20 protein-coding genes are annotated in these 21827 nt (G+C 72.0%); 11 read left to right on the top strand and 9 right to left on the bottom strand.

Annotated features, from left to right (window positions below; translation table 11 throughout):
• Window positions 1-56: 56 nt before the first annotated feature.
• Window positions 57-623, bottom strand: coding sequence for a Uma2 family endonuclease (locus B082_RS0103225; protein WP_018550378.1), 567 nt, complete (start codon window positions 621-623; stop codon window positions 57-59).
• Window positions 624-754: 131 nt separating this feature from the next.
• Between B082_RS0103225 and B082_RS0103220 the strand changes: the two genes are divergently transcribed.
• Window positions 755-2761, top strand: coding sequence for a thioredoxin domain-containing protein (locus tag B082_RS0103220; protein ID WP_026249380.1), 2007 nt, complete (start codon window positions 755-757; stop codon window positions 2759-2761).
• Between the two features lie 116 nt (window positions 2762-2877).
• Here B082_RS0103220 and B082_RS0103215 read toward each other — a convergent pair whose 3' ends face one another.
• The 3 genes from B082_RS0103215 to trhA form a co-directional block, all read right to left on the bottom strand.
• Window positions 2878-3507: a TetR/AcrR family transcriptional regulator gene (locus B082_RS0103215; RefSeq protein WP_018550376.1), complete on the bottom strand. Its 630-nt coding sequence runs from the start codon at window positions 3505-3507 to the stop codon at window positions 2878-2880.
• Window positions 3508-3518: 11 nt separating this feature from the next.
• Entirely contained in the window at window positions 3519-4994 is a 1476-nt protein-coding gene (locus tag B082_RS0103210) for a DHA2 family efflux MFS transporter permease subunit (RefSeq protein WP_106435462.1), read from the bottom strand.
• Between the two features lie 230 nt (window positions 4995-5224).
• Window positions 5225-5923: a PAQR family membrane homeostasis protein TrhA gene (trhA, locus tag B082_RS0103205; protein WP_018550374.1), complete on the bottom strand. Its 699-nt coding sequence runs from the start codon at window positions 5921-5923 to the stop codon at window positions 5225-5227.
• Between the two features lie 230 nt (window positions 5924-6153).
• Between trhA and B082_RS0103200 the strand changes: the two genes are divergently transcribed.
• Window positions 6154-7980 carry a phosphoenolpyruvate carboxykinase (GTP) gene (locus tag B082_RS0103200; RefSeq protein WP_018550373.1) on the top strand — a complete coding sequence of 609 codons (1827 nt, stop codon included), beginning with the start codon at window positions 6154-6156 and terminating at the stop codon, window positions 7978-7980.
• Between the two features lie 218 nt (window positions 7981-8198).
• Here the strand turns inward: B082_RS0103200 and B082_RS0103195 are convergent, their stop codons facing one another.
• The 3 genes from B082_RS0103195 to B082_RS0103185 all read right to left on the bottom strand — a co-directional run bounded on the left by B082_RS0103195 (window position 8199) and on the right by B082_RS0103185 (window position 11067).
• Window positions 8199-8621, bottom strand: a complete 423-nt coding sequence (locus B082_RS0103195) for a hypothetical protein (RefSeq protein ID WP_018550372.1) — start codon at window positions 8619-8621, stop codon at window positions 8199-8201.
• A 101-nt stretch (window positions 8622-8722) separates the two neighbouring features.
• Window positions 8723-9934, bottom strand: coding sequence for a pyridoxal phosphate-dependent aminotransferase (locus tag B082_RS0103190; RefSeq protein WP_018550371.1), 1212 nt, complete (start codon window positions 9932-9934; stop codon window positions 8723-8725).
• A 296-nt stretch (window positions 9935-10230) separates the two neighbouring features.
• Window positions 10231-11067, bottom strand: a complete 837-nt coding sequence (locus B082_RS0103185) for an arylamine N-acetyltransferase family protein (protein WP_018550370.1) — start codon at window positions 11065-11067, stop codon at window positions 10231-10233.
• 125 nt (window positions 11068-11192) lie between these two features.
• Between B082_RS0103185 and B082_RS0103175 the strand changes: the two genes are divergently transcribed.
• The 6 genes from B082_RS0103175 to B082_RS0103150 all read left to right on the top strand — a co-directional run bounded on the left by B082_RS0103175 (window position 11193) and on the right by B082_RS0103150 (window position 16265).
• Entirely contained in the window at window positions 11193-11528 is a 336-nt protein-coding gene (locus B082_RS0103175) for a hypothetical protein (protein ID WP_018550369.1), read from the top strand.
• 158 nt (window positions 11529-11686) lie between these two features.
• Window positions 11687-12526, top strand: a complete 840-nt coding sequence (locus B082_RS0103170) for a CPBP family intramembrane glutamic endopeptidase (protein ID WP_026249379.1) — start codon at window positions 11687-11689, stop codon at window positions 12524-12526.
• 14 nt (window positions 12527-12540) lie between these two features.
• Window positions 12541-13716: a sensor histidine kinase gene (locus tag B082_RS0103165; protein ID WP_018550367.1), complete on the top strand. Its 1176-nt coding sequence runs from the start codon at window positions 12541-12543 to the stop codon at window positions 13714-13716.
• Window positions 13713-14372 (top strand): response regulator, encoded by a 660-nt coding sequence (locus B082_RS0103160; protein WP_018550366.1) that lies wholly within the window; start codon window positions 13713-13715, stop codon window positions 14370-14372. The genes B082_RS0103165 and B082_RS0103160 overlap by 4 nt, the downstream gene beginning before the upstream one ends.
• Before the next feature lie 128 nt (window positions 14373-14500).
• Window positions 14501-15397, top strand: coding sequence for a S1 family peptidase (locus tag B082_RS0103155; RefSeq protein WP_018550365.1), 897 nt, complete (start codon window positions 14501-14503; stop codon window positions 15395-15397).
• 145 nt (window positions 15398-15542) lie between these two features.
• Window positions 15543-16265, top strand: a complete 723-nt coding sequence (locus B082_RS0103150; protein WP_018550364.1) for a DUF981 domain-containing protein — start codon at window positions 15543-15545, stop codon at window positions 16263-16265.
• 43 nt (window positions 16266-16308) lie between these two features.
• On the opposite strand, the gene B082_RS0103145 is transcribed toward B082_RS0103150, so the two are convergent.
• A complete protein-coding gene (locus B082_RS0103145; protein ID WP_018550363.1) occupies window positions 16309-17934 on the bottom strand; it encodes an N-acyl-D-amino-acid deacylase family protein in 1626 nt (541 codons plus the stop codon).
• Window positions 17935-17969: 35 nt separating this feature from the next.
• Window positions 17970-19259 carry an amino acid deaminase gene (locus B082_RS0103140; RefSeq protein WP_018550362.1) on the bottom strand — a complete coding sequence of 430 codons (1290 nt, stop codon included), beginning with the start codon at window positions 19257-19259 and terminating at the stop codon, window positions 17970-17972.
• A 150-nt stretch (window positions 19260-19409) separates the two neighbouring features.
• Between B082_RS0103140 and B082_RS0103135 the strand changes: the two genes are divergently transcribed.
• The 3 genes from B082_RS0103135 (at window position 19410) to B082_RS0103125 (ending at window position 21792) form a co-directional block, all read left to right on the top strand.
• Window positions 19410-20543, top strand: coding sequence for a sugar kinase (locus tag B082_RS0103135; RefSeq protein WP_018550361.1), 1134 nt, complete (start codon window positions 19410-19412; stop codon window positions 20541-20543).
• A gap of 64 nt (window positions 20544-20607) precedes the next feature.
• Window positions 20608-21366: an IclR family transcriptional regulator gene (locus tag B082_RS0103130; protein WP_018550360.1), complete on the top strand. Its 759-nt coding sequence runs from the start codon at window positions 20608-20610 to the stop codon at window positions 21364-21366.
• A 6-nt stretch (window positions 21367-21372) separates the two neighbouring features.
• Window positions 21373-21792: a RidA family protein gene (locus B082_RS0103125; protein WP_018550359.1), complete on the top strand. Its 420-nt coding sequence runs from the start codon at window positions 21373-21375 to the stop codon at window positions 21790-21792.
• The last annotated feature ends 35 nt before the right edge of the window (window positions 21793-21827 follow it).

The raw sequence follows: 21827 nt of genomic DNA, 5'->3' as shown, positions 1-21827 counted from the left end.
AGGTCTTAGTCCACAGGACGTCGGAGGCGTCGAGGGTGCGGGCGATTCCTTGTTGCTTACAGGGCCCCAAGGTCGGCCGTGACGGAGAACGGGGCGGTGGCTTTCACGGTGCCGGTGAAGATCTCGCCGTCCCGGTAGGACTTGTTGGCGGGGTCGAGGACGTAGGTGTAGACGATCGGAACGCCAGTGGCGGCCTGCTCGATGCGCCAGTAGAAGGGAATGCCGGCCTTGGCGTACTGGTCGACCTTCACGATCCGGTCTGTGGTTTCTGACCCTGGGGATACGACCTCGACGACCAGGAGGACGTGCTCGGGGCGGGTGGGTGTGAGGTCGATGGTCTCCGCCCGGTAGACGGTGACGTCAGGGCGGCGGTTGGTGAGGGGGACGTCCTGCAAGCGGACGTCGAAATCCGTGTCGGCGTTCCAGTCCGGGCCCGCGGCGGTGTCCAAGGCGTTGGCCAGGAGGCGGGCCAGCCGATTGTGCCGCTTGGAGGCGCTCGGGCTCACGACGACCATCCCGTCCACGATCTCGATGCCAGCGCACTGCTCGTCGGACCAGGAGTCGTACTGTTCCGCGCTGATCTGCGTGTGCATCCACGCGGGTGCCACCATCTCGGCCGTCATGGGGTACCTCCTTCGAGGAGCCTGAGCAGTTCCGGAACTCTTCGGGCTCAGCCTACTGTCCTACGGTCACGAGGCACCCGCGTCCGTGCGGTCCCCGTGCCCCGGCCAGGCGCTGTGAGAGGCTGGCTCGCATGAATCGGTTGGCTGGTGTGACCTCGCCGTATCTGCTTCAGCATGCTGACAACCCCGTCGACTGGTGGCCCTGGTCGCCCGAGGCGTTCGAGGAGGCGCGGCGGCGTGATGTGCCCGTGCTTCTGTCGGTCGGCTACTCGTCCTGTCACTGGTGCCACGTCATGGCGCACGAGTCGTTCGAGGACGAGGACACCGCCGCGTACCTGAACGAGCACTTCGTGTCCGTGAAGGTGGACCGCGAGGAGCGGCCCGATGTGGACGCCGTGTACATGGAGGCGGTGCAGGCGGCCACCGGGCAGGGTGGGTGGCCGATGACCGTGTTTCTCACCGCGGACGCGGAGCCGTTCTACTTCGGGACGTACTTCCCGCCCGAGTCCCGGCACGGCATGCCGTCGTTCCGGCAGGTGCTCGAAGGGGTGACGGGGGCCTGGACCGGCCGGCGGGACGAGGTCGGGGAGGTGGCCGGGCGCATCGTGCGGGATCTGTCCGAGCGCAGCCTCGCGCACGGCGGCGACGGGCCGCCCGGGGAGGCGGAGCTGGCCCAGGCGCTGCTGGGGCTGACCCGGGAGTACGACGAGAAGCGGGGCGGGTTCGGAGGGGCGCCGAAGTTCCCGCCGTCGATGGCGCTGGAGTTCCTGCTGCGTCACCACGCCCGCACCGGGGCGGACGGGGCGTTGCAGATGGCGGCCGACACCTGTGAGGCGATGGCCAGGGGCGGGATCTACGACCAGCTCGGCGGCGGGTTCGCGCGGTACTCCGTGGACCGTGAGTGGGTCGTGCCGCACTTCGAGAAGATGCTCTACGACAACGCGCTGCTGTGCCGCGTCTACGCCCACCTGTGGCGCTCGACCGGGTCGGAGCTCGCCCGGCGGGTGGCGCTGGAGACGGCCGACTTCATGGTCCGCGAACTGCGCACGCCCGAGGGCGGGTTCGCCTCCGCGCTGGACGCCGACAGCGAGGACGCGGACGGCAGGCACGTCGAGGGCGCGTACTACGTGTGGACGCCGGCGCAGCTGCGTGAGGTGCTGGGCGAGGACGACGCCGCGTTCGCCGCGGAGTACTTCGGGGTGACCGGCGAGGGCACCTTCGAGGAGGGTTCCTCGGTGCTTCAGCTGCCCGGGGAGCACGACGATCCTCGCGCCGCCGGCGTACGGGAGCGGTTGCTCGCCGCCCGGGGGGCGCGCCCGCGCCCCGGGCGCGACGACAAGGTGGTCGCCGCCTGGAACGGCCTCGCGATCGCCGCGCTCGCCGAGACGGGGGCCTATTTCGACCGGCCCGACCTCGTCGAGCGCGCCACCGAGGCGGCCGATCTCCTGGTGCGGGTGCACATGGGCCCCGTCGCCCGGCTGGTCCGTACCTCGAAGGACGGGCGCGCCGGGGAGCACGCCGGGGTGCTGGAGGACTACGGCGATGTCGCCGAGGGCTTCCTCGCGCTGGCGGCCGTCACCGGGGAGGGCGCCTGGCTGGAGTTCGCCGGGTTCCTGCTCGACATCGTGCTCCAGCACTTCACCGGCGAGGGCGGCCAGCTGTACGACACGGCGGACGACGCCGAGCAGCTGATCCGCCGCCCCCAGGACCCCACCGACAGCGCCACCCCGGCGGGCTGGACCGCGGCGGCCGGCGCGCTCCTCTCGTACGCCGCGCACACCGGCTCGGAGCCCCACCGCACCGGAGCCGAAGGGGCGCTGGGCGTGGTGAAGGCACTCGGGCCGCGTGCGCCGCGCTTCATCGGCTGGGGGCTCGCGGTGGCCGAGGCGCTGCTCGACGGGCCGCGCGAGGTGGCGGTGGCCGGACCGGTGGGCGGCGAGCTGCACCGTACGGCCCTGCTGGGGCGGGCGCCCGGCGCGGTCGTCGCGGCGGGGGAGGCGGGCGGGGCGGAGTTCCCGTTGCTGGCGGACCGGCCGATGACGGACGGCGCGCCGACCGCGTACGTGTGCAGGCACTTCGTCTGTGACGCGCCGACGACCGACCCGCAGGCGCTGGCCGACGCCCTGGGCGCCGGCTGATCGGGAGGGCGCTGGGCCCGGCGGTGCCCGACCGGCGCGCGGTCAGAGGCGCAGGCCGCCCTCCAGCTCGTCGATCGGGAGGGCGCTGGGCCCGGCGGTGTCCGACCGGCGCGCGGTCAGAGGCGCAGGCCGCCCTCCAGCTCGTCCATCGCCTCGTTGATCATGGCCAGCAGGTCGCCCTCCTGGTTGTGCTCGCCCCAGTACAGCGTGACCTCGCGCAGCGCGCCCAGCACCGCCGCGATGAACACCCGGATGCCCAGGTCGTCCGCGCTGCGGCCGGTGCGGTCGGCGAGGACCAGGGCGAGCACCTTCGCCGTGTCCGACATGGTCTCCGTCATCCGGGCGCGGATCGCGGGGACCTCGACCATCAGCCGGGTGCGCTGGCGCAGCTCCTCGTCGTCGGTGGTCAGGAACGAGGACAGCGCCTCCCGCATCATCAGCCGTACGGACACCAGCGGGGGTTCGTCCGCCGGGCGGCTGCGGAGCACGGCCTCCATGACCGGGTCGTACTCGTCGGTGAGGACGATGTCCTCCTTGGTCGCGAAGTACCGGAACACGGTGCTCGGTGAGACCTCGGCCGCCTCCGCGATCTGCTCGATCGTCGTCGCCTCGTACCCCTGCTCCTGGATGAGGCGGTACGTGGCCTGCCGGATCGCGACCCTGGTCTTGAGCTTCTTGCGTTCGCGCAGCCCCATCGGCTGCGTCTCGGGTGCGGTGAAGGAGGGGATACGGGAGGTGGCGGCCATGGCCCCCATTGTCAGGCATCGGCCGGGGCGGCGGCCACGTCCGGGGACGGGGCCCGCCCCTTGGGCGCCGTCGTCACGAACGCCCCGACGAGCAGTGCGCTGACCAGGGACGTCGCGGCGATGACCAGCAGCACCAGGCCCATGCCGTGGACGTACGCCGCGTCGGCGGAGTCCGCGAGGTGCCGGGCGCCGAGCCGGGCGGCGACGGCGTGGGCGGCGACGACGGAGTCCCCGGCGGTGCCGGCGGCGGCTGCCGGGAGGCCCGTGGTGTCGAGCCGGGCGGAGTAGGCGCCGGCCAGCAGGCTTCCCAGCAGGGCGATCCCGAGGGCGCTGCCCGTCTGGCGCACGGTCATCAGCAGCCCGGAACCGCTGCCGGCCCGGTCGGCGGGCAGGGCGCCGAGCGCCGCGTCCATGGCGGGCACGACCGCGAAGCCGAAGCCGAGTCCGGCGACGGACAGCCACAGCGCGGTGAAGCCGTAACCGCTGTCGACGGTCGTACGGCTGCCGAGCAGCGCGGCGAAGGCGAGTACGACGAGCCCGGCGGACATGGTGGCGCGGGCGCCGAAGCGCTCGGTGACCGGGCTGCCGGCCTTCGCGGCGACGATCAGGCCGCCCATCATCGGCAGCATGCGCAGCCCGGTGCCGAAGGCGTCGTGGCCCAGTACGGCCTGGAGATAGCCGGGCAGGATGAACATGAGCCCGGCCATCACGAACATGACCAGCGTCGCGGCGAGCGCGCTCAGCAGGAACGGCCGCTGCCGCAGCAGGGGCAGGTCGAGCATCGGGCGGACCGCCTTGCGTTCCCGTACGACGAGGGCGGCGAGCAGGACCGCGCCGCCGGCCAGGGCGGCGAGCACCAGCGGGTCGCCCCAGCCGCGGCCCGGCGCCTCGATGATCGCGTAGATCAGGGTGCCGAGGCCGGCCGCGGTCAGCGCGGTGGAGACGGCGTCGACCCTGGGTGCCGCGGGGTCGCGGGTCTCGGGGAGCAGGAACACGCACGCGGCGATCCCGATGCCGACCATCGGTATGTTGACCAGGAAGATCGAGCCCCACCAGAAGTGGTCGAGCAGCCAGCCGCCGAGGATCGGACCGAGCGGCATGCCGAGCGCGGAGGCGGCCGAGACGATGCCGACGGCCTTGATCCGGTCCCGTGGTTCGCCGAAGAGCGAGGGCAGGACGGCGAGGGCGAGTGGCATGACGAGCGCGCCGCCGACGCCCATCACGCAGCGGGCGGCCACGACGGCGGGCACCCCGGTGGCGAGGACGCCGAGGAGCGAGCCTGCCAGGAAGACGCCGAGGCCGGTGATGAGCATCCGGCGGCGGCCGAACCTGTCGCCCAGCAGGCCCGCCGGGAGCATCAGGGCGGCGAAGACGACGACGTAGGAGTCCGCCATCCACTGCTGTTCGCCCGTGGTGGCGCCGAGATCGCCGGCCATCGTCGGCAGCGCCACGTTGAGGATCGTCATGTCGAAGCCGAGGACGAGCATGCTCGCCACGAGCGCGCCCAGGGCCCACCAGCGTCGGTTCACGGCCCACTCCTTTGATAGTCACCGTCAAGTGATGAAGCCAATCAAGTGATCAAATCAGTCAAGTGACGTATTCGGTCAAGTGATAGTAACTCTCAAAAGGTTGGCGATGTCAAAGAGGAGTACTGTGCCGGGCGCACGCGAAAGGGCCGCGGCTCGGAAGCCGCGGCCCTTGTTCGGGAGGGGGAGGTTCAGCTGTGGTTGTACGCCACCAGGGAGATGCCGACGTAGTGCACGACGAAGGCCGCCAGGGTCAGCGAGTGGAAGACCTCGTGGAAGCCGAACCAGCGCGGTGACGGGTTCGGCCGCTTGATGCCGTAGATGACGCCGCCCACGCTGTAGAGGACCCCGCCGACGACGACCAGCACCAGCACCGCGATCCCGCCGGTCCGCATGAAGTCCGGCAGGAAGAAGACCGCCGCCCAGCCCATCGCGATGTAGCAGGGTGTGTACAGCCAGCGCGGGGCGCCGACCCAGAAGACCCGGAAGGCTATGCCCGCGACCGCCGCCGCCCAGACCGCCCACAGCAGCGGGGTGCCGGTGGACTCGGGCAGCAGGAGCAGGGTGAGCGGGGTGTAGGTGCCCGCGATGATCAGGAAGATGTTCGCGTGGTCGAGCCGGCGCAGTACGGCTTCGCCGCGCGGCCCCCACGTACCGCGGTGGTAGACCGCGCTCACGCCGAAGAGCAGGCACGCCGTCAGGATGTAGATCGCGCAGGCTATCCGGCCCCGGGTGCTGTCCGAGAGGGCGATGAGCACGGTGCCGGCGATGACCACGGCCGGGAACATCCCGGCGTGCAGCCAGCCGCGCATCTTCGGTTTGAGCGGGGCGTCGGCGGGGGTGGCCGGGCGCGGTCCGGTGGAGTCGCGTGCGGCGGCTGCGGCAGTCATCCCCGCATCGTACCTACGCCACCGTAGGTACGGGATACGGGCCGTCATCGAGTGTCGATGCTCACGTGGGCGGCCCTCTGGACATATGGGCAAAACGGCCGGATGATCAAATGAGTGCGGTCGGCACCGGATGAGCGCCAGGGGAATTCGAAGGGGTATACGCATCCGGGTCGCGGCCCCCACGGGGCACCAGAGCACCAAACAGAAGACACCCTCACCAAGGAGCGATCGTGGCGCGCGACATCGCGGCTCCCCTCACTGTTCCCACCAGCCACCAGGAGCTCGTCTCCTGGGTGGATGAGATCGCAGCACTCACCGAACCGGACCGCGTGGTCTGGTGCGACGGTTCCGAGGCCGAGTACGAGCGCCTGTGCGGGGAGCTCGTGGCCAAGGGCACGTTCACCGAACTCGACGAGATCAAGCGCCCGAACTCCTACTACGCGGCCTCCGACCCGAGCGACGTCGCCCGCGTCGAGACCAGGACGTTCATCTGCTCCGAGAAGGAGGAGGACGCCGGTCCGACCAACCACTGGAAGGACCCCGCCGAGATGCGGGACATCTTCGTGGGCGAACAGGGCGTCTTCCGCGGCTCGATGCGCGGCCGGACGATGTACGTCGTGCCCTTCTGCATGGGCCCGCTCGGCTCCCCGCTCTCCGCGATCGGCGTCGAGATCACCGACTCCGCGTACGTCGCCGTCTCGATGCGCACCATGACGCGCATGGGGCAGCCGGTGCTCGACGAGCTCGGGGCGGACGGCTTCTTCGTGAAGGCCGTCCACACCCTCGGCGCGCCCCTGGCGGAGGGCCAGGAGGACGTTCCGTGGCCGTGCAACTCCACCAAGTACATCTCGCACTTCCCCGAGGACCGCGAGATCTGGTCCTACGGCTCCGGCTACGGCGGCAACGCCCTGCTCGGCAAGAAGTGCTACGCGCTGCGCATCGCCTCGGTCATGGCGCGGGACGAGGGCTGGCTCGCCGAGCACATGCTGATCCTGAAGCTCACGCCGCCGCGCGGTGAGTCGAAGTACGTGGCGGCCGCGTTCCCGAGCGCCTGCGGCAAGACGAACCTCGCGATGCTGGAGCCCACCATCTCCGGCTGGACCGTGGAGACCATCGGGGACGACATCGCGTGGATGCGGTTCGGCGAGGACGGCCGGCTGTACGCGATCAACCCGGAGGCGGGCTTCTTCGGCGTCGCGCCCGGCACCGGCGAGCACACCAACGCCAACGCCATGAAGACGATGTGGGGCAACTCCGTCTTCACCAACGTCGCGCTCACCGACGACGGTGACGTCTGGTGGGAGGGCATGACCGAGGAGCCGCCCGCGCACCTCACGGACTGGAAGGGCAACGACTGGACCCCCGCGTCCGACACGCCCGCCGCCCACCCCAACGCCCGCTTCACCGTCCCGGCCGGGCAGTGCCCGATCATCGCGCCCGAGTGGGAGGACCCGAAGGGCGTGCCGATCTCGGCCATCCTCTTCGGTGGCCGCCGCGCCTCCGCCGTCCCGCTGGTCACCGAGTCCTTCAACTGGCAGCACGGTGTCTTCCTCGGAGCCAACGTCGCCTCCGAGAAGACCGCCGCCGCCGAGGGCAAGGTCGGCGAGCTGCGCCGCGACCCGTTCGCCATGCTGCCGTTCTGCGGCTACAACATGGGCGACTACATGAACCACTGGCTCAAGGTCGGCGCGGACAAGCCGGACCAGTCGAAGCTGCCGAAGATCTACTACGTGAACTGGTTCCGCAAGAACGACGCGGGCAAGTTCGTCTGGCCCGGCTTCGGCGAGAACAGCCGCGTCCTGAAGTGGATCGTCGAGCGGCTGGAGGGCAAGGCGGAGGGCGTCGAGACCCCGATCGGCATCCTTCCCGCCGAGGGCTCCCTCGACACCGAGGGCCTGGACCTCTCCGAGGCCGACCTCGACTTCCTGCTCAAGGTCGACAAGGAGGTCTGGCGCGAGGAGGCGGCCCTGGTCCCCGAGCACCTCAACACCTTCGGCGACCACACGCCGAAGGAGCTGTGGGACGAGTACCGCGCCCTGGTCCAGCGCCTGGGCTGAGTGCCTGCCGTACGCACGATGACGGCCCCCGCCACCCGGAGCGATCCGGGCGGCGGGGGCCGTTGGCGTACCGGCGTGTCCGCCGTATCCCGAAGCGTCGCGGTCCGGCCCGCCGCTCTGCACGCGTCGGCGACCGCGTCGGGGTCGTGACCCGTCGGCCGGGGCCCGGAGGGGTGGCACCCGGGCCGCACGTCGCGACGGCGCGTGGCCCGGGGCCGTCAGTGGGCGGCGGCCAGCCGCGTGCGGGTGGTGGTGGGGCGCTCGGTGCCGGTCGTGGGCGGGAGTGCCTCGGTGTGGGCGTCCATGCGCTCGGCCGAGAGGATCGCCACCGCTGTGTCGGCGCGGGAGGCCGCCACCACCAGGGCCCGGCCCGCGAGGGCGTGGGCGCGGCGGTGGAGGGCGGTGGCGGGCGCGTCGCTCAGGGCGGCGTGCCGGGCGGGCGGGGCGCCGCGCAGCCGGGCGACCTGCTCGGCGATGCGGTCGCCCGCCGCGTCGAGGCCGAGCTCGTCGGTGACCGCGAGCAGAGCGGCCAGGTATCCGGCGAGCTGGATGTCCAGCTCCTCCTCGCGGGTGCGGTGCGGGAAGTCGCCGGCACGGTCGGCCGGTGTGTGGACCGATTTGGTGCGGATCGGTTCGTACATGGATGGCCTCCTGGTGTCGCTGTGAGGACCATCCTAGCTTGGAATCAGTCTAAAGTTGTCCATCATCGAGGAAGGGTTGGCGTGCGGCCGCCCGCGGCCTGTCACACCTGGCTGTAACCGTCCAGGAAGTGGGCGATCCGGCCGATCGCGTCCGTCAGGTCCTCGGCCGAGGGCAGCGTCACCACGCGGAAGTGGTCCGGGTCGGGCCAGTTGAACCCCGTCCCCTGCACCACCATGATCTTCTCGGCCCGCAGCAGGTCCAGGACCATCTGCCGGTCGTCCTTGATCTTGTAGACCTTGGGGTCGAGCCGGGGGAAGAGGTACAGCGCCCCCTTCGGCTTCACGCAGGTCACGCCCGGGATCTGCGTCAGCAGCTCGTACGCCGTGTCGCGCTGCTCCAGGATGCGGCCGCCCGGCAGCACCAGCTCGTTGATCGACTGCCGGCCGCCGAGCGCGGTGGCGACGGCGTGCTGCGAGGGCATGTTGGCGCACAGCCGCATATTGGCCAGGATCGTCAGCCCCTCGATGTACGAGGTGGCGTGCGCCTTCGGGCCGCAGACGGCCATCCAGCCGGAGCGGTAACCGGCCACCCGGTAGTTCTTCGACAGCCCGTTGAAGGTGAGCACCATCAGGTCGGGGGCGATCGTCGCGGTGGGTGTGTGGGTGGCGCCGTCGTAGAGGATGCGGTCGTAGATCTCGTCGGAGCAGACGATCAGGTTGTGGCGGCGGGCGATCTCCGTCAGCCCGCGCAGCATCTCGTCGTCGTACACCGCACCCGTCGGGTTGTTCGGGTTGATGATCACCATCGCCTTGGTGCGGTCGGTGATCTTCCGCTCGATGTCGGCGAGGTCGGGCATCCAGTCCGCCTGCTCGTCGCAGCGGTAGTGCACGGCCGTGCCGCCGGCCAGCGCGACCGAGGCCGTCCACAGCGGGTAGTCCGGGGCCGGGACCAGCACCTCGTCGCCGTCGTCGAGCAGCGCCTGCATCGACATCTGGATCAGCTCGGAGACGCCGTTGCCCAGGTAGACGTCCTCGACGTCGAGGTCGATGCCCTTGGTCTGGTAGTGCTGCATCACCGCCCGCCGCGCCGACAGCAGCCCCTTCGCGTCGCCGTAGCCGTGCGCCCCGGAGAGGTTGCGCAGGATGTCCTCAAGGATCTCCGGCGGGCACTCGAAACCGAACGCGGCGGGGTTGCCGGTGTTGAGCTTGAGGATGCGGTGCCCGGCTGCCTCCAGCCGCATCGCCTCCTCCAGCACGGGGCCGCGGATTTCGTAACAGACGTTGGCGAGCTTCGTGGACTGGATGACCTGCATGTCAGCGAGCTTACGACTGTGTTTCACGGGCCGCCCGGCCTTCCGCCGCCGGTTGGCCCGCCCGGGTAGCCGCGCACGCCGTCCCCGGCTTTCATCGCCATGCGCCCGCCTCCCCGCGCCGTCGGAACGCCGGTCGCGGGAGGGGCCGGGCTTGGAATCGGGTGGCCGGGGACTGTGACGCGGCGGGCGGGTGAGATGCGCCACGGCGGGGGGCACGCGCGGCCGGGAACTCGGGGAAACTCCTGCCGCCGCGCTGCCCGCCCCGCGGCCGAACGACGGGGATGTGACGACAGGCCCTACTCCGGGAGGCGGGCGCCCCGCGGGAGCCGGATCGTGAAGAGCTCCGCCAGTACCCGCGCCACCTCGTCGGGGTCCGCCAGCTCCCGTTCCTCCGGGGCGCCGCCACCGTGCGGCGTCACCACCAGGGTGCGGCCGGACAGGGCCAGATGCGCGTCCTCGGTGGTGCGCCGTACGTACAGCAGATGCTCGAAGGGCGAGCGCGGGTTGGTCGCGATGTGCCAGTTGACGACCTCGAAGTCGGGCGCCTCGAAGGGCTCCCTCGTGAACGCGTACTGCCGCTCCCACCCGCCGTCCCGGGTACGGGCCACCAGCTCCCACAGCTCCAGCGGCCCGTCGTGCTCCGGCCGGACGAGCCGGTGGTGGCGCGGGGTGTCGTGCAGCTCCGCCCCCGGGGCCAGCGCGATCGGCTCCAGCAGCGAGCCGGCCGAGCCGAAGCCGACATCGGCGAGGTACGGGGTGGGCTCGCCCGGCACCCGGACCTCCATCAGCATGTGGGTGCGGGGCCGGATGTCACCGGGGGCCGCGCCCAGCACCACCCGGGCGGCGAGCAGCGTGACCTCGAAGCCGAGCGCCCTCAGCGCGGCGGCGAGCAGGGTGTTCTGCTCGTAGCAGTAGCCGCCGCGCCCACCGCGCACGATCTTGGCCTCCAGATCGGGCAGCGCCAGCGAGGGCACGGCGCCCAGGACCGGGTCCAGATTCTCGAAGGGGATGCCCAGCGCGTGCGCGCGGTGCACGCCACGCAGCACGGCCGCGGTGGGCCGGCGCTCCCCGCTCCAGCCGATCCGGGCGAGGTAGGCGTCGAGGTCGAGTACGTGGGCGGCGTCACGAGTCATGCCGCGACCGTACGCAGCGGCGGACGCCCGCCGCACCCTCCGCCGGGCGGGCGGAAGCCGGCCGCGTACCTCAGAAGTTGCTCAACACCCGTGAGGAACGCGGGCGGACGGGGCACGCTCGGCACATGATCGGAAACGGGAAGCAGGACATGGCCGTGATCGTGGTGCGTGACGCGGACGCCGTCGCCGCCGCGCTCCGGGAGGCGCTGGAGCGGGCGGGCGACGCGGAACGCCCCGGCCTGGAACGGGCCCTCGGGCTGGTCGTCGCGCAGAGCGGGGTGCCGGATGCGGAGCTGCGCGGCGGCTGGGCCGGGCGCCGGATCAGGGCGGCCGGCCACGAGGGTCCCCTCGACTCCGTGGCGGCGGTCAAGGCGCTGCGGACCGCCGAGCCGGGGCTGAGCCTGCGGCAGGCCGTACGGCTGTCGCGGGAGGCGGCGGCCCTGACGGAGAAGGCCGGGTAGCGGTACGGGGCCAGGCCCCGGGCCGGTGGATTCGCGCGTTGTCCCCCGTGCGAGCTACGCGCAGGTGTCCACTCAGCGGTGACGATTTCGGCGCGCCCCGTCCGTAGCGTTCGGACGGAGCCGCGGCAGTCCGCCGCGGACACGTCGAAGGGATTCTCATGAGAGTGGTCTGGCAGCTCCTCGCCGTCGTGGCGGTCTGGGCGATCGGCGGCCAGTGTGTCAGCGCGGTGGACGGGAACCCGTGGCTCACGCTCGGCCTCGGCCTCGTGACCGCGGTGCTCGCCCTCCTCGTCTACCGGTGGGTGGTGGGGCGCACCGAACGGCGTGCGGTCACCGAGCTGGCCCGGGAGGGGGCGGCGCGGGGCCTGCGGCGCGGGACGCTGATCGGGCTGGTGCTGTTCGCGGCGGTCATCGCGAACATCGCCCTGCTCGGGGACTACGAGGTGAACGGCCTGGGCTCGGTGTCGGGTGCGGTGGGGCTCGTCGGCTTCATGGCCGCTGCCGCCGTCACCGAGGAAGTGGTGTTCCGGGGCGTGCTGTTCCGGATCGTCGAGGAACGCGCCGGGACCGTGATCGCACTGACGCTGACCGGGGTGCTGTTCGGTCTGATGCACCTGGCCAACCCGGACGCGAACCTGTGGGGTGCCATCGCCATCGCGATCGAGGCGGGCGGCATGCTCGCCGCCGCGTACGCCGCCACCCGCAGTCTGTGGGTGCCCATCGGGGTGCACTTCGGGTGGAACTTCGCCGCGGCCGGCATCTTCAGTACCGAGGTCTCGGGCAACGACACCCCGCAGGGCCTCCTGGACTCGGTGGCCTCCGGCTCCAAGCTCGTCACCGGCGGGGACTTCGGCCCCGAAGCGAGCGTGTACGCCGTGCTGTTCGGGGTCCTGCTGACGCTCGCGTTCCTGTGGCTGGCGCGCAGGCGCGGCAATCTGGTGCCTCGCGGAGGCCGGCGTACCGACCTGACCGGGGCCGCCACTACAGTTCCCCGGTGATCAGTCTTCGGAGCGTGCCGGCCGGGTGGCGGCGGTTCGACACCGCCGTCCGCCGGCCGGCGTGGTGGCAGCGGCTCGATGTCACCGTCCGCGATCTGCCGTTCGGGCTGCTGCTGTTCGCCATGTCGCTCATCCCCGCCTTTCACCAGCACGGGACGCAGCTCGGGGGCGTGGCGGAGCGTCCGTTCGACGCGGTGGGCGTGCTGACCGCCGTGCTGGAGAGCCTGCCGCTCGCCCTGCGGCGCAGGTGGCCGACGGTCTGCCTGGCCCTGGTCTCGCTGGGCTTCGCCGTCGACCAGTTCGGCGGTTACCACCTGGTCGCCGGCACCGCGCTGCCCATCGCCCTCTTGAGCGCGGGTGCCCATCTGGACCGCCACCGGCGTGTCACCGCGCTCGTCCTGACCGTCGCGTACGTGCCGCTGGCGGTCTTCCTGCACCGGTACGGCACCGAACCCGTGGACGAGTTCCTGACGTTCTACCTGGTGCTGGCCTTCGCCTGGGGTGCCGGGACGTGGCTGCGCGCCACCCGGTCCGCCGAGGCGGAACGCCGCCGCCGTCTCGCCGACGACACCCGTGCCGCCGAACGCGCCCGCATCGCCCGTGAGTTGCACGACATCGTGACCCACCATGTGACGGCGATGGTCGTGCAGGCCGAGGCGGCCCGCTATCTGACCGCCGTGCCCGACCGGCTCGACCAGACCCTGAGCACCGTCACCGACACCGGCCGGCGGGCCATCAACGACCTGCGCCACCTGCTCGACCTGCTCGACCCGGGCCACGGCGCGGAGGAGGCCAGGAAACCGGCCGTCGGCCGTATCCGCACCCTCGTCGAACAGACCCGGCGGGCCGGGCAGAGCGTGGAGTTCACCGAGCACGGCACCCCCGCCGAGTCCACCGGAAGCGCCGATCTCGTGGCCTACCGTGTGGTGCAGGAGGCGCTGACGAACGCGCTCAAGTACGCCCACGGCAGCCGGACTTCGGTGCTCGTGCGGCACGGCGGAAGAGAGATCACCGTGGAGGTCGGTACGGACGGCTCCGGCAGGCGGGCCGAGGTCCCCAAGGGCAGCGGGCGGGGGCTGGCCGGGCTGAGCGAGCGGGTCGGCGTCCTGGGCGGCGACTTCAGCGCGGAGCCCGCCGCGGACGGCGGCTTCGTCGTGCGCGCCCGCATACCCTCGGGGAGCGCGTCGTGACCGCACCGGTCCGGGTCCTCGTCTGCGACGACCAGGTCCTCGTCCGCACCGGCCTCGCCACGATCATCGACGCCCAGCCGGACCTGGAGGTGGCGGGCGAGTGCGGGGACGGCCGGACCGCCGTCGAGATGGCGGGCCGGCTGCACCCGGACGTCGTGGTGATGGACATCCGCATGCCGGTGCTGGACGGCATCGAGGCGACGCGCCTGCTGGCCGGGGCGGGCGTGGAGCGGCCCGCCAAGGTGCTCGTGGTGACCACCTTCAACCTGGACGAGTACGTGTACGAGGCGCTGCGCGCCGGGGCGAGCGGGTTCCTGCTCAAGGACGCCCCGCCCGCCCAGCTGCTGCACGGCATCCGGACCGTGCAGACGGGCCAGGCGCTGATCGACCCCGAGGTGACGCGCAAGCTGGTCGGCCGGTACGCCGCCCGCATCCGTCCCACCGGGTCCACCCCGTCCGACCTCCCGCTGACCCCGCGCGAGCTGGAGGTGCTGCGCCTGATCGCGGACGGCTTCTCCAACAGCGAGATCGCGGGGGCGCTCCTGATCAGCCAGGAGACCGTGAAGACGTTCGTCTCCCGCATTCTCGCCAAGCTCGGGCTGCGCGACCGCGTCCAGGCCGTCGTCTACGCGTACCGCCAGGGCCTGGTGACCTGAACACGCGTCCGGAATCCGCCCCTTGTGCACCCCCACTCCATGCGCCAACATGCGCATGTCAAAACCGAAGAAATTTCGGTGGCAGAGGCCTGTCACGCTCTGTTCAGGTCACAAGAGGGGACCCCCACATGCAAAAGCCTCTCGTCGGTGCGCTCTTCGCGGTACTGCTCCTCGGAGCCGGTATCGCCCCCGCAACCGCGGCAACCAGCCACGCGGCGGCACCGATCGGCACGGTCGAGGCAGCCGCCCCGGCCGCTCACACCACGCCCAGGACCGAGGCGGTCCGGCCCAAGGCCATCGGCTTCGCCGGGACCGTGGCACTCAGCAACTGCTCGGGCTCGGTCGTCCGCACGCCCGACTCGCAGCCGGACGACCCGGCCCTCGTGCTCTCCAACGGGCACTGCCTGGAGACCGGCTTCCCGGCCCCCGGCACGGTCCTGGTGAACCGTTCCTCCAGCCGCAGCTTCACCTTGCTCAACGCCTCGGGCAGCGGCATCGGCACCGTCCGGGCGAGCAAGATCGCGTACGGCACGATGACGGACACCGACATATCGGTGTACCAGCTCACCTCCACGTACGCCCAGATCGAGAGCACGTACGGCATCGAGGCGCTGGAGCTGAACACCGCGCACCCGGTCGAGGGCACCGCGATCACCGTCGTGTCCGGGTACTGGAAGCGCACCTACAGCTGCAACGTCGACGGGTTCGTCTACCGGCTCAAGGAAGGCGGATGGACCTGGAAGGACTCCGTCCGCTACACCTCCGCCTGCCAGACCATCGGCGGCACCTCCGGCTCCCCGGTGATCGACGACGCCACCGGCAAGGTGGTCGCCGTCAACAACACGGGCAACGAGGACGGCCAGCAGTGCACGGACAACAACCCGTGCGAGGTCGACGAGAACGGGCAGGTGACGGTGCGCCAGGGCATCAACTACGCCCAGGAGACCTACGGCATCGCCGCGTGCATCGGTGCCGGCAACGTCTTCGACCTGGACCGCGCGGGGTGCACCCTGCCCAAGCCGTGACGTACGGGCCGTGACGGCCGGACCGTTCCCCCGGGGCGGAGGAGTGCTCCGCCCCGGGGGTGGCGTGGTGACGTGGGTGACCCGTACAGCTCAACCGACCTACTCAATGGGCGATATGGGCGAAATGCCGCTATAGGCTCCGCGCATGATCAGCCATGCACTTCCCCTGGCGGCGTCCGGTCTGAAGATCGACTGGACCAAGATGCCGACGTACAACACGATCATGTCCGTCGCCGCGGGCGCCGGACTCCTGCTGGTGGTCGCGCTCGGATACCAGCTCCTCCGTCCCCGGCGCACCATCACCCCCGAAGGCTGGGCCCTGGCGTTCGGGGCGATCGGCTTCACCCTCGTCACCACGGGTCTGCACATGACCCTGACCTGGCCGCTGGCCGGACAGGGCTTCCCCTTCGACAACATCATCTTCGGTGAACCGGCCCTGGCCTTCGGCGTCTTCCTCCTCGCCGCGAGCTTCTACCTCTGGAAGCAGGGAGCCGTCGTCGGCGACGCGGACCGCGTCGACCGGGTGGCCCGGATCGCCGGACCCATCTCGGTCTTCGTCTTCGGCCTCGGGCTCGCCTGCTTCGGGATCGCCGCGGCCGGCTGGAAGTACACCCTCTTCGCCGCGCCCCCCGAGGAGCCCATCTCCGGCGAGTTCGCCGACATGCCGATGCTGGAGGCGAGCTTCATGTCCGGGCTGTACGTCCTCGTCGGCATCGGCGCCCTCCTCTTCCCGTTCGTGCTGCGCCGCCCCCGGACCTGGATGACCCCTGTCATCGGCGTCGTCTGGGCGCTCGCCGGGCTGGCGTTCCTGTTCTTCGGCGGGCTCAACTACTTCACCCACATCGGACTCATCGTCAACACCATGTGAACCGCCCCGCCGGGCGCCTCCCGGCGTCGGGCGGCCCCGCGGGTCAGCCCGCCCTCCGGCCCGCTCCGCGTACCGACCGGCCCGCGAGGACCTGCGTACGCCTGCCGTCCTCGATCACGAAGCGGCCGTCGATCAGCACGTGCGGGATGCCGGAAGGCAGGGCGCGGGGCTCCTCGAACGTCGAGCCCGCCGCCACCGTATCCGGGTCGAAGAGGACCAGGTCGGCGCGGTGGCCCTCGCGCACGTACCCCCGGTCGGGCAGCCGCAGCCGGGCCGCCGGGCGCGAGGTGAGGTGGGCGACGCACTCCTCCAGCGAGAGGATGCCCAGCTCCCGTGCGTAGTGACCCAGGTAGTGGGGAAAGGTGCCGTACGCGCGAGGGTGCGGCTTGTCGCCCTGGAGGATGCCGTCACTGCCTCCGGTGTGGACGCGGTGGCGCATGATCCGCCGGACGTTCTCCTCGTGGCCCACGTGCTGGAGGATCGTCGTCCCGAGCCGGTCCTCCACCAGTAGCCGCCGCGCGGTCACCCAGGGCTCCTCGCCGCGCAGCCGCGCCGACTCGGCCACCGTACGGCCGACGTACGCGGCGAGCGCGGACGCGCCGGCCCCGGAGATCTCGATGGTGTCCCACTCGATCGGCACCCCGTGGCAGCCGTCCGAGCCGGTGACCTCCAGGTCGTGGCGGATGCGCGCGGCCGTGGCGTCGTCGGCGAGCCGGGCCAGGACCGATTCCGGGCCGCCCTCGCTCGCCCAGCTGGGCAGCATCGCGACGAGGGTCGTGCAGCCGGGGGTGTACGGGTAGGTGTCGAGCGAGATGTCGGCGCCCGCGTCGAGCGCGTCGTCCAGGAGGGCGAGCAGTTCCGGGGCGCGGCCCTCGTTGACCCCGAAGTTCATGGTCGCGTGGGCCAGGTGCAGGGAACAGCCCGCGTCGCGGGTGAGCCGCACCATCTCCTCGTACGCCTCCAGCGCGCCGGCGCCGTAGGAGCGGTGGTGCGGGCAGTAGTAGCCGCCGTGTGCGGCCACCACCCGGCACAGCGCGGTGAGTTCGGCGTCGTCCGCGTACATGCCGGGGGTGTAGGTGAGCCCCGACGACATGCCGACGGCACCCTCGCGCATGCCCTGGTCCACGAGCCCGCGCATCCGGACCAGCTCGGCGTCGGTGGCGGGCCGGTCCTCCCAGCCGACCGCGTGCATCCGCACCGTGCCCTGCGGGACGAGGTAGGCGGCGTTGACCGCGATGCCCTGTCCGCCGAAGTTGCGGTCGAGCCGGTCGAGGTAGCCGCCGACGGTGCGCCAGTCGAAGTCGATGTCGTCGCCGTAGCCGTTCCACCCGGCGATGGAGCGGCGGACCTCGGCGAGCGTGCGGTCGTCCACGGGCGCGTACGACAGGCCGTCCTGGCCGAGGACCTCCAGCGTGACGCCCTGGGCGGCCTTCGCACTGTGGTCGGGGTCCCGCAGCAGCGCCAGGTCGCTGTGGGCGTGCATGTCGATGAAGCCGGGGGACAGGGCCAGGCCGTCGGCGTCCAGGGTGCGGGCGGCGGTGGGGCGGGGGCCGGGGGAGTCCTCGCGGTGGATCTCCGCGACGCGGCCGTCGGTGACGGCCACGTCGGCACGGTAGGAGGGGGTGGCGGTGCCGTCGATGACGCGGGCGTCGCGGATGACGAGGTCCATGGGGGAGAGGTGCCTTTCGCGGAGCGGAGCCCGGCTCAGAAGAAGGTGCGGATGAAGTCGGTGACCGTGCCGTCCGCCTCCACGAGCGGGATCAGCTGCCACTTGTCGAAGCTCGTGCACGGGTGGGACAGGCCCATCCCCACCCAGTCCCCGACCTCCAGCCGGGCGTCCGGCCCGGTCCGCACCCACGCGTGCTGGTCCGACAGGCCGCTGACCGTGATCCCCTCGGCCGCCCGCACCGAGCCGTCCCGCGCGCAGCGCACGACCTGCGCCTCGGGCAGGTCCAAGTCGTACGCCGCGTCCCGCTTGCCCGCGTTGAGGAACGCCTGCTCGGGGGTCGGGCGCGACACGACCTGCGCCCACAGCCGGAACGCCGGCCGGAGCGCGCCCTCCTCGGGGACCCGGTTGAAGGGCGTGAGGTGGCGGTAGTGCCCGTCGTCGTGCGAGACGTACGCCCCCGAGCGCAGCAGCTTGAGCACGGGGGCGGAGAGTCCGGGGATCTCGGCGAACACGTCCGCCACCGCGTCGAACCACGCGCTGCCGCCCGCGCTGACCACGATCGGCTCCCCGGCCCCGAGCCCGGCGAAGCGCCCCTCCGCGTCGAAGCCGGCGGCCAGCGCGACGAGCCGGCGCAGCCAGTCCCGCACCCGCTCGCCGGAGGCCTGCGGCACCTCACCCTCGTACCCCGCCACGCCCACCAGGCGCAGGGCCGCCGCCCCGGCCACCGCGTCGGCCACGGCGCCGCAGTCCGCCTCCGTCCTGGCCCCGGTGCGGGCGCCCTCGCCCGCGCCCAGCTCCACCACGACGTCGACGGGGCGGGAGGCGCCCGCCGCGCGCAGCGCCTCGTCCATCAGCTCCACCCCGCGCACGGAGTCGACGTAACAGACGAACGTGAAGTCCGGGTCGGCGTCCAGCTCGCCCGCGAGCCAGCGCAGCGCGGCGGCGTCCACCAGCTCGTTGGCGAGGAAGATCCGCCGGATTCCGAACGCCCGGTAGACGCGGGCCTGGTGGGGAACGGCCGCCGTGATGCCCCACGCGCCGTGCTGGAGCTGGCGGGCGAACAGCTGCGGGGACATCGACGTCTTGCCGTGCGGGGCGAACGCGAGGCCGTGGCGCTCGGCGTACGTCTCCAGGAGCGCGAGGTTGTGCTCGACGGACTCGGCGGACAGGGCGAGCACGGGGGTGGTGAACCCGCCGTCGAAGAGGTTGCGGCGCTCGGCGGCCAGCGCGCCGACCGTCAGGCCCGCCGCGTCCGGCGGGAGCCCCTTGAACCGGTGGTCGACCGGTTCGTCGGCGAGAGCGGTCACGTGGGGCGCGGCGGCCATGGGGTCTCCTCGGTCCGGGTCCGGTCAGCGATGTGATTGCAACATATGCAACACCCATTGCGTATATCGCTCAGGGCTGTCTAACATCCGAGCCGACGCCCGGTCAATGGTGAGTGCCGGCGTTGCCGCCCGACCCCTGAGGAGCCCCGCGTGTCCGGAACCACGCCCAGGACCGGTACCGACGCCACGACCGCCGACGTCGTGTGCCTCGGCGAGTCCATGGTGACGTTCCTCCCCTCGCGGCCCGGACGCCTCGCCGACGTGCCGTCCTTCGCCCGGGGGATCGGCGGCGCGGAGTCCAATGTGGCCTGCGCGCTCGCCGCGGCCGGGCACCGATCGGCCTGGGTGAGCCGGGTCGGGGCCGACGGCTTCGGCGACCACCTGGTCGAGGCCATCGGCGCGTACGGCGTCGACACCTCCGCCGTGCGGCGCGATCCGCACCGGCCCACCGGCATCTACTTCCGTACGGCGACGGACCGCGCCACGGATGTCCACGAGGTGGCGTACTACCGGGCCGGGTCCGCGGCCTCCGCCATGTCGCCCTCCACCGTGCCGGCCGACGGACTGCCCGCCGGGCGCATCCTGCACCTGTCCGGCATCACGGCCGCGCTGTCCGCCGACTGCCTGGCGCTGCTCCACGAGCTGACCGCTCCGCGTCAGGGCCGGCCCCTGATCTCGTTCGACGTGAACTTCCGGCCGGGGCTGTGGCGGGGGGAGTCCCCCGCGGTGCTGCTCGATCTGGCGCGGCGGGCGGATGTGGTGTTCGTGGGGGAGGACGAGGCGGAGTCGGCGTGGGGTGTGACGGGCGCCGCCGCGATCCGTGAGGCGCTGCCGGAGCCGGGAGTGGTCGTGGTGAAGCGGGGCGCCGACGGCGTGACGGTGTTCTCCCATGAACCGGGGCTCCGCCCCGGACCCCGGACCGGGGGTCCGGAGGCAACGCCCCCGGTTCGGGAAGGGGCGGGGCGGGGAGAGGCCCCGCACAGCGGCCCCGACACCGTCACCCACGTCCCCGCGCTCCGCGTGGACGTCGTCGCCCCGGTGGGTGCCGGCGACGCCTTCGCCGCCGGGTTCCTGTCCGCCACCCTTCGCGGACTCCCGGTCCGCGACCGCGCCCGCCACGGCCACCTCATGGCCGCCGCCGTGCTCACCGTTCCCGGCGACCTCACCGAACCGCCCGCCCGCGACCGGGCCGACCACCTCGCGGCCCTGGACGACGACGCCTGGGGGAGACTGCGTCTCGGCCCCGGCTGGACGGGGGACGACACGGAGGTACGTACGACATGAGCGAGCGATCCGACAAGAGGGGCGTCACCGGCGAAGGCCGGGCCGAGGACAGCGAGGCACGCGCATGAGCCAGACCGTCGACCGGGCGCTCAGCATCCTGCCGCTCCTCGCCCAGGGGCCCGCCGACCTCGGACAGGTCGCCGAGCGGCTCGGCGTGCACAAGTCCACCGCGCTGCGCCTGCTCCGTACGCTCCACGAACACGGCCTCGTCTACCGCCAGCAGGACCAGCGCTACCGCCTCGGCGCCCGCCTGTTCGCGCTGGCCCAGGAGGCCGTCGAGAACCTCGACGTACGCGAGATCGCCCACCCGCACCTGGTCGAACTCAACGAGAACTGCGGGCACACCGTCCACCTCGCCGTGTACGAGGAGAACGAGGTCCTCTACATCGACAAGGTCGAGAGCCGCTACCCGGTCCGCATGTACTCCCGGATCGGCAAGCCCGTCGCGATCACCGTCGCCGCCGTGGCCAAACTGCTGCTCGCCGACCTGAGCGAGGCCGAGCGGCGCTCCATCGCCGACAAGCTCGACTACCCCATGTACACGTCCCGTTCGACGCCCGGCGCCGCCGCGTTCCTCAAGGAGCTGGCCGCCGTACGCGAACAGGGCTGGGCCACCGACCTCGGCGGCCACGAGGAGTCCATCAACTGCGTCGGCGCCCCCATCCGCGGCGCCGACGGGCGCGTCGTCGCCGCGATGTCGGTCTCCGCGCCGAACGTGGTCGTCACGGCCGAGGAACTCCTCACCCTGCTCCCCCTGGTCCGGCGCACCGCCGACACCATCAGCCGGGAGTACTCCGGCAGCAACCGACCCAAGAAGGCCTGATCAGCGATGACCGACAAGACCGCCAAGACCGCCCTGACCCCGAGCACCCACACCACCCCGCCGGCGAAGTTCTCGCACGGCGTGCGCAAGGGCAACATCCTCCAGGTCGCCGGCCAGGTCGGCTTCCTGCCCGCCGTGGCGGGCCAGGCCCCCACCCCGGCCGGGCCCACCCTGCGTGAGCAGACCCTCCAGACCTTCGCCAACGTCAAGGCGATCCTGGAGGAGGGCGGCGCGAGCTGGGACGACGTGATGATGATGCGCGTCTACCTCACGGACGTGGACCACTTCGCCGAGATGAACGAGATCTACAACACGTACTTCGCCGAGCAGGACCTCAAGCAGGCCCCCGCCGCGCGCACCACGGTCTACGTCGGCCTGCCCAAGGGCCTGCTCATCGAGATCGACGCCCTCGCCGTCCTGGACTGAGCCGTCCCCGTAACCCGCACCCCGCCCGGCACGGC

The organism is Streptomyces sp. ATexAB-D23 (assembly GCF_000373645.1).
GTDB classification, from domain to species: domain Bacteria; phylum Actinomycetota; class Actinomycetes; order Streptomycetales; family Streptomycetaceae; genus Streptomyces; species Streptomyces castrisilvae.
Note: the sequence above shows the minus strand (reverse complement) of the source record. Positions and strands in the feature narration are given on the sequence as shown.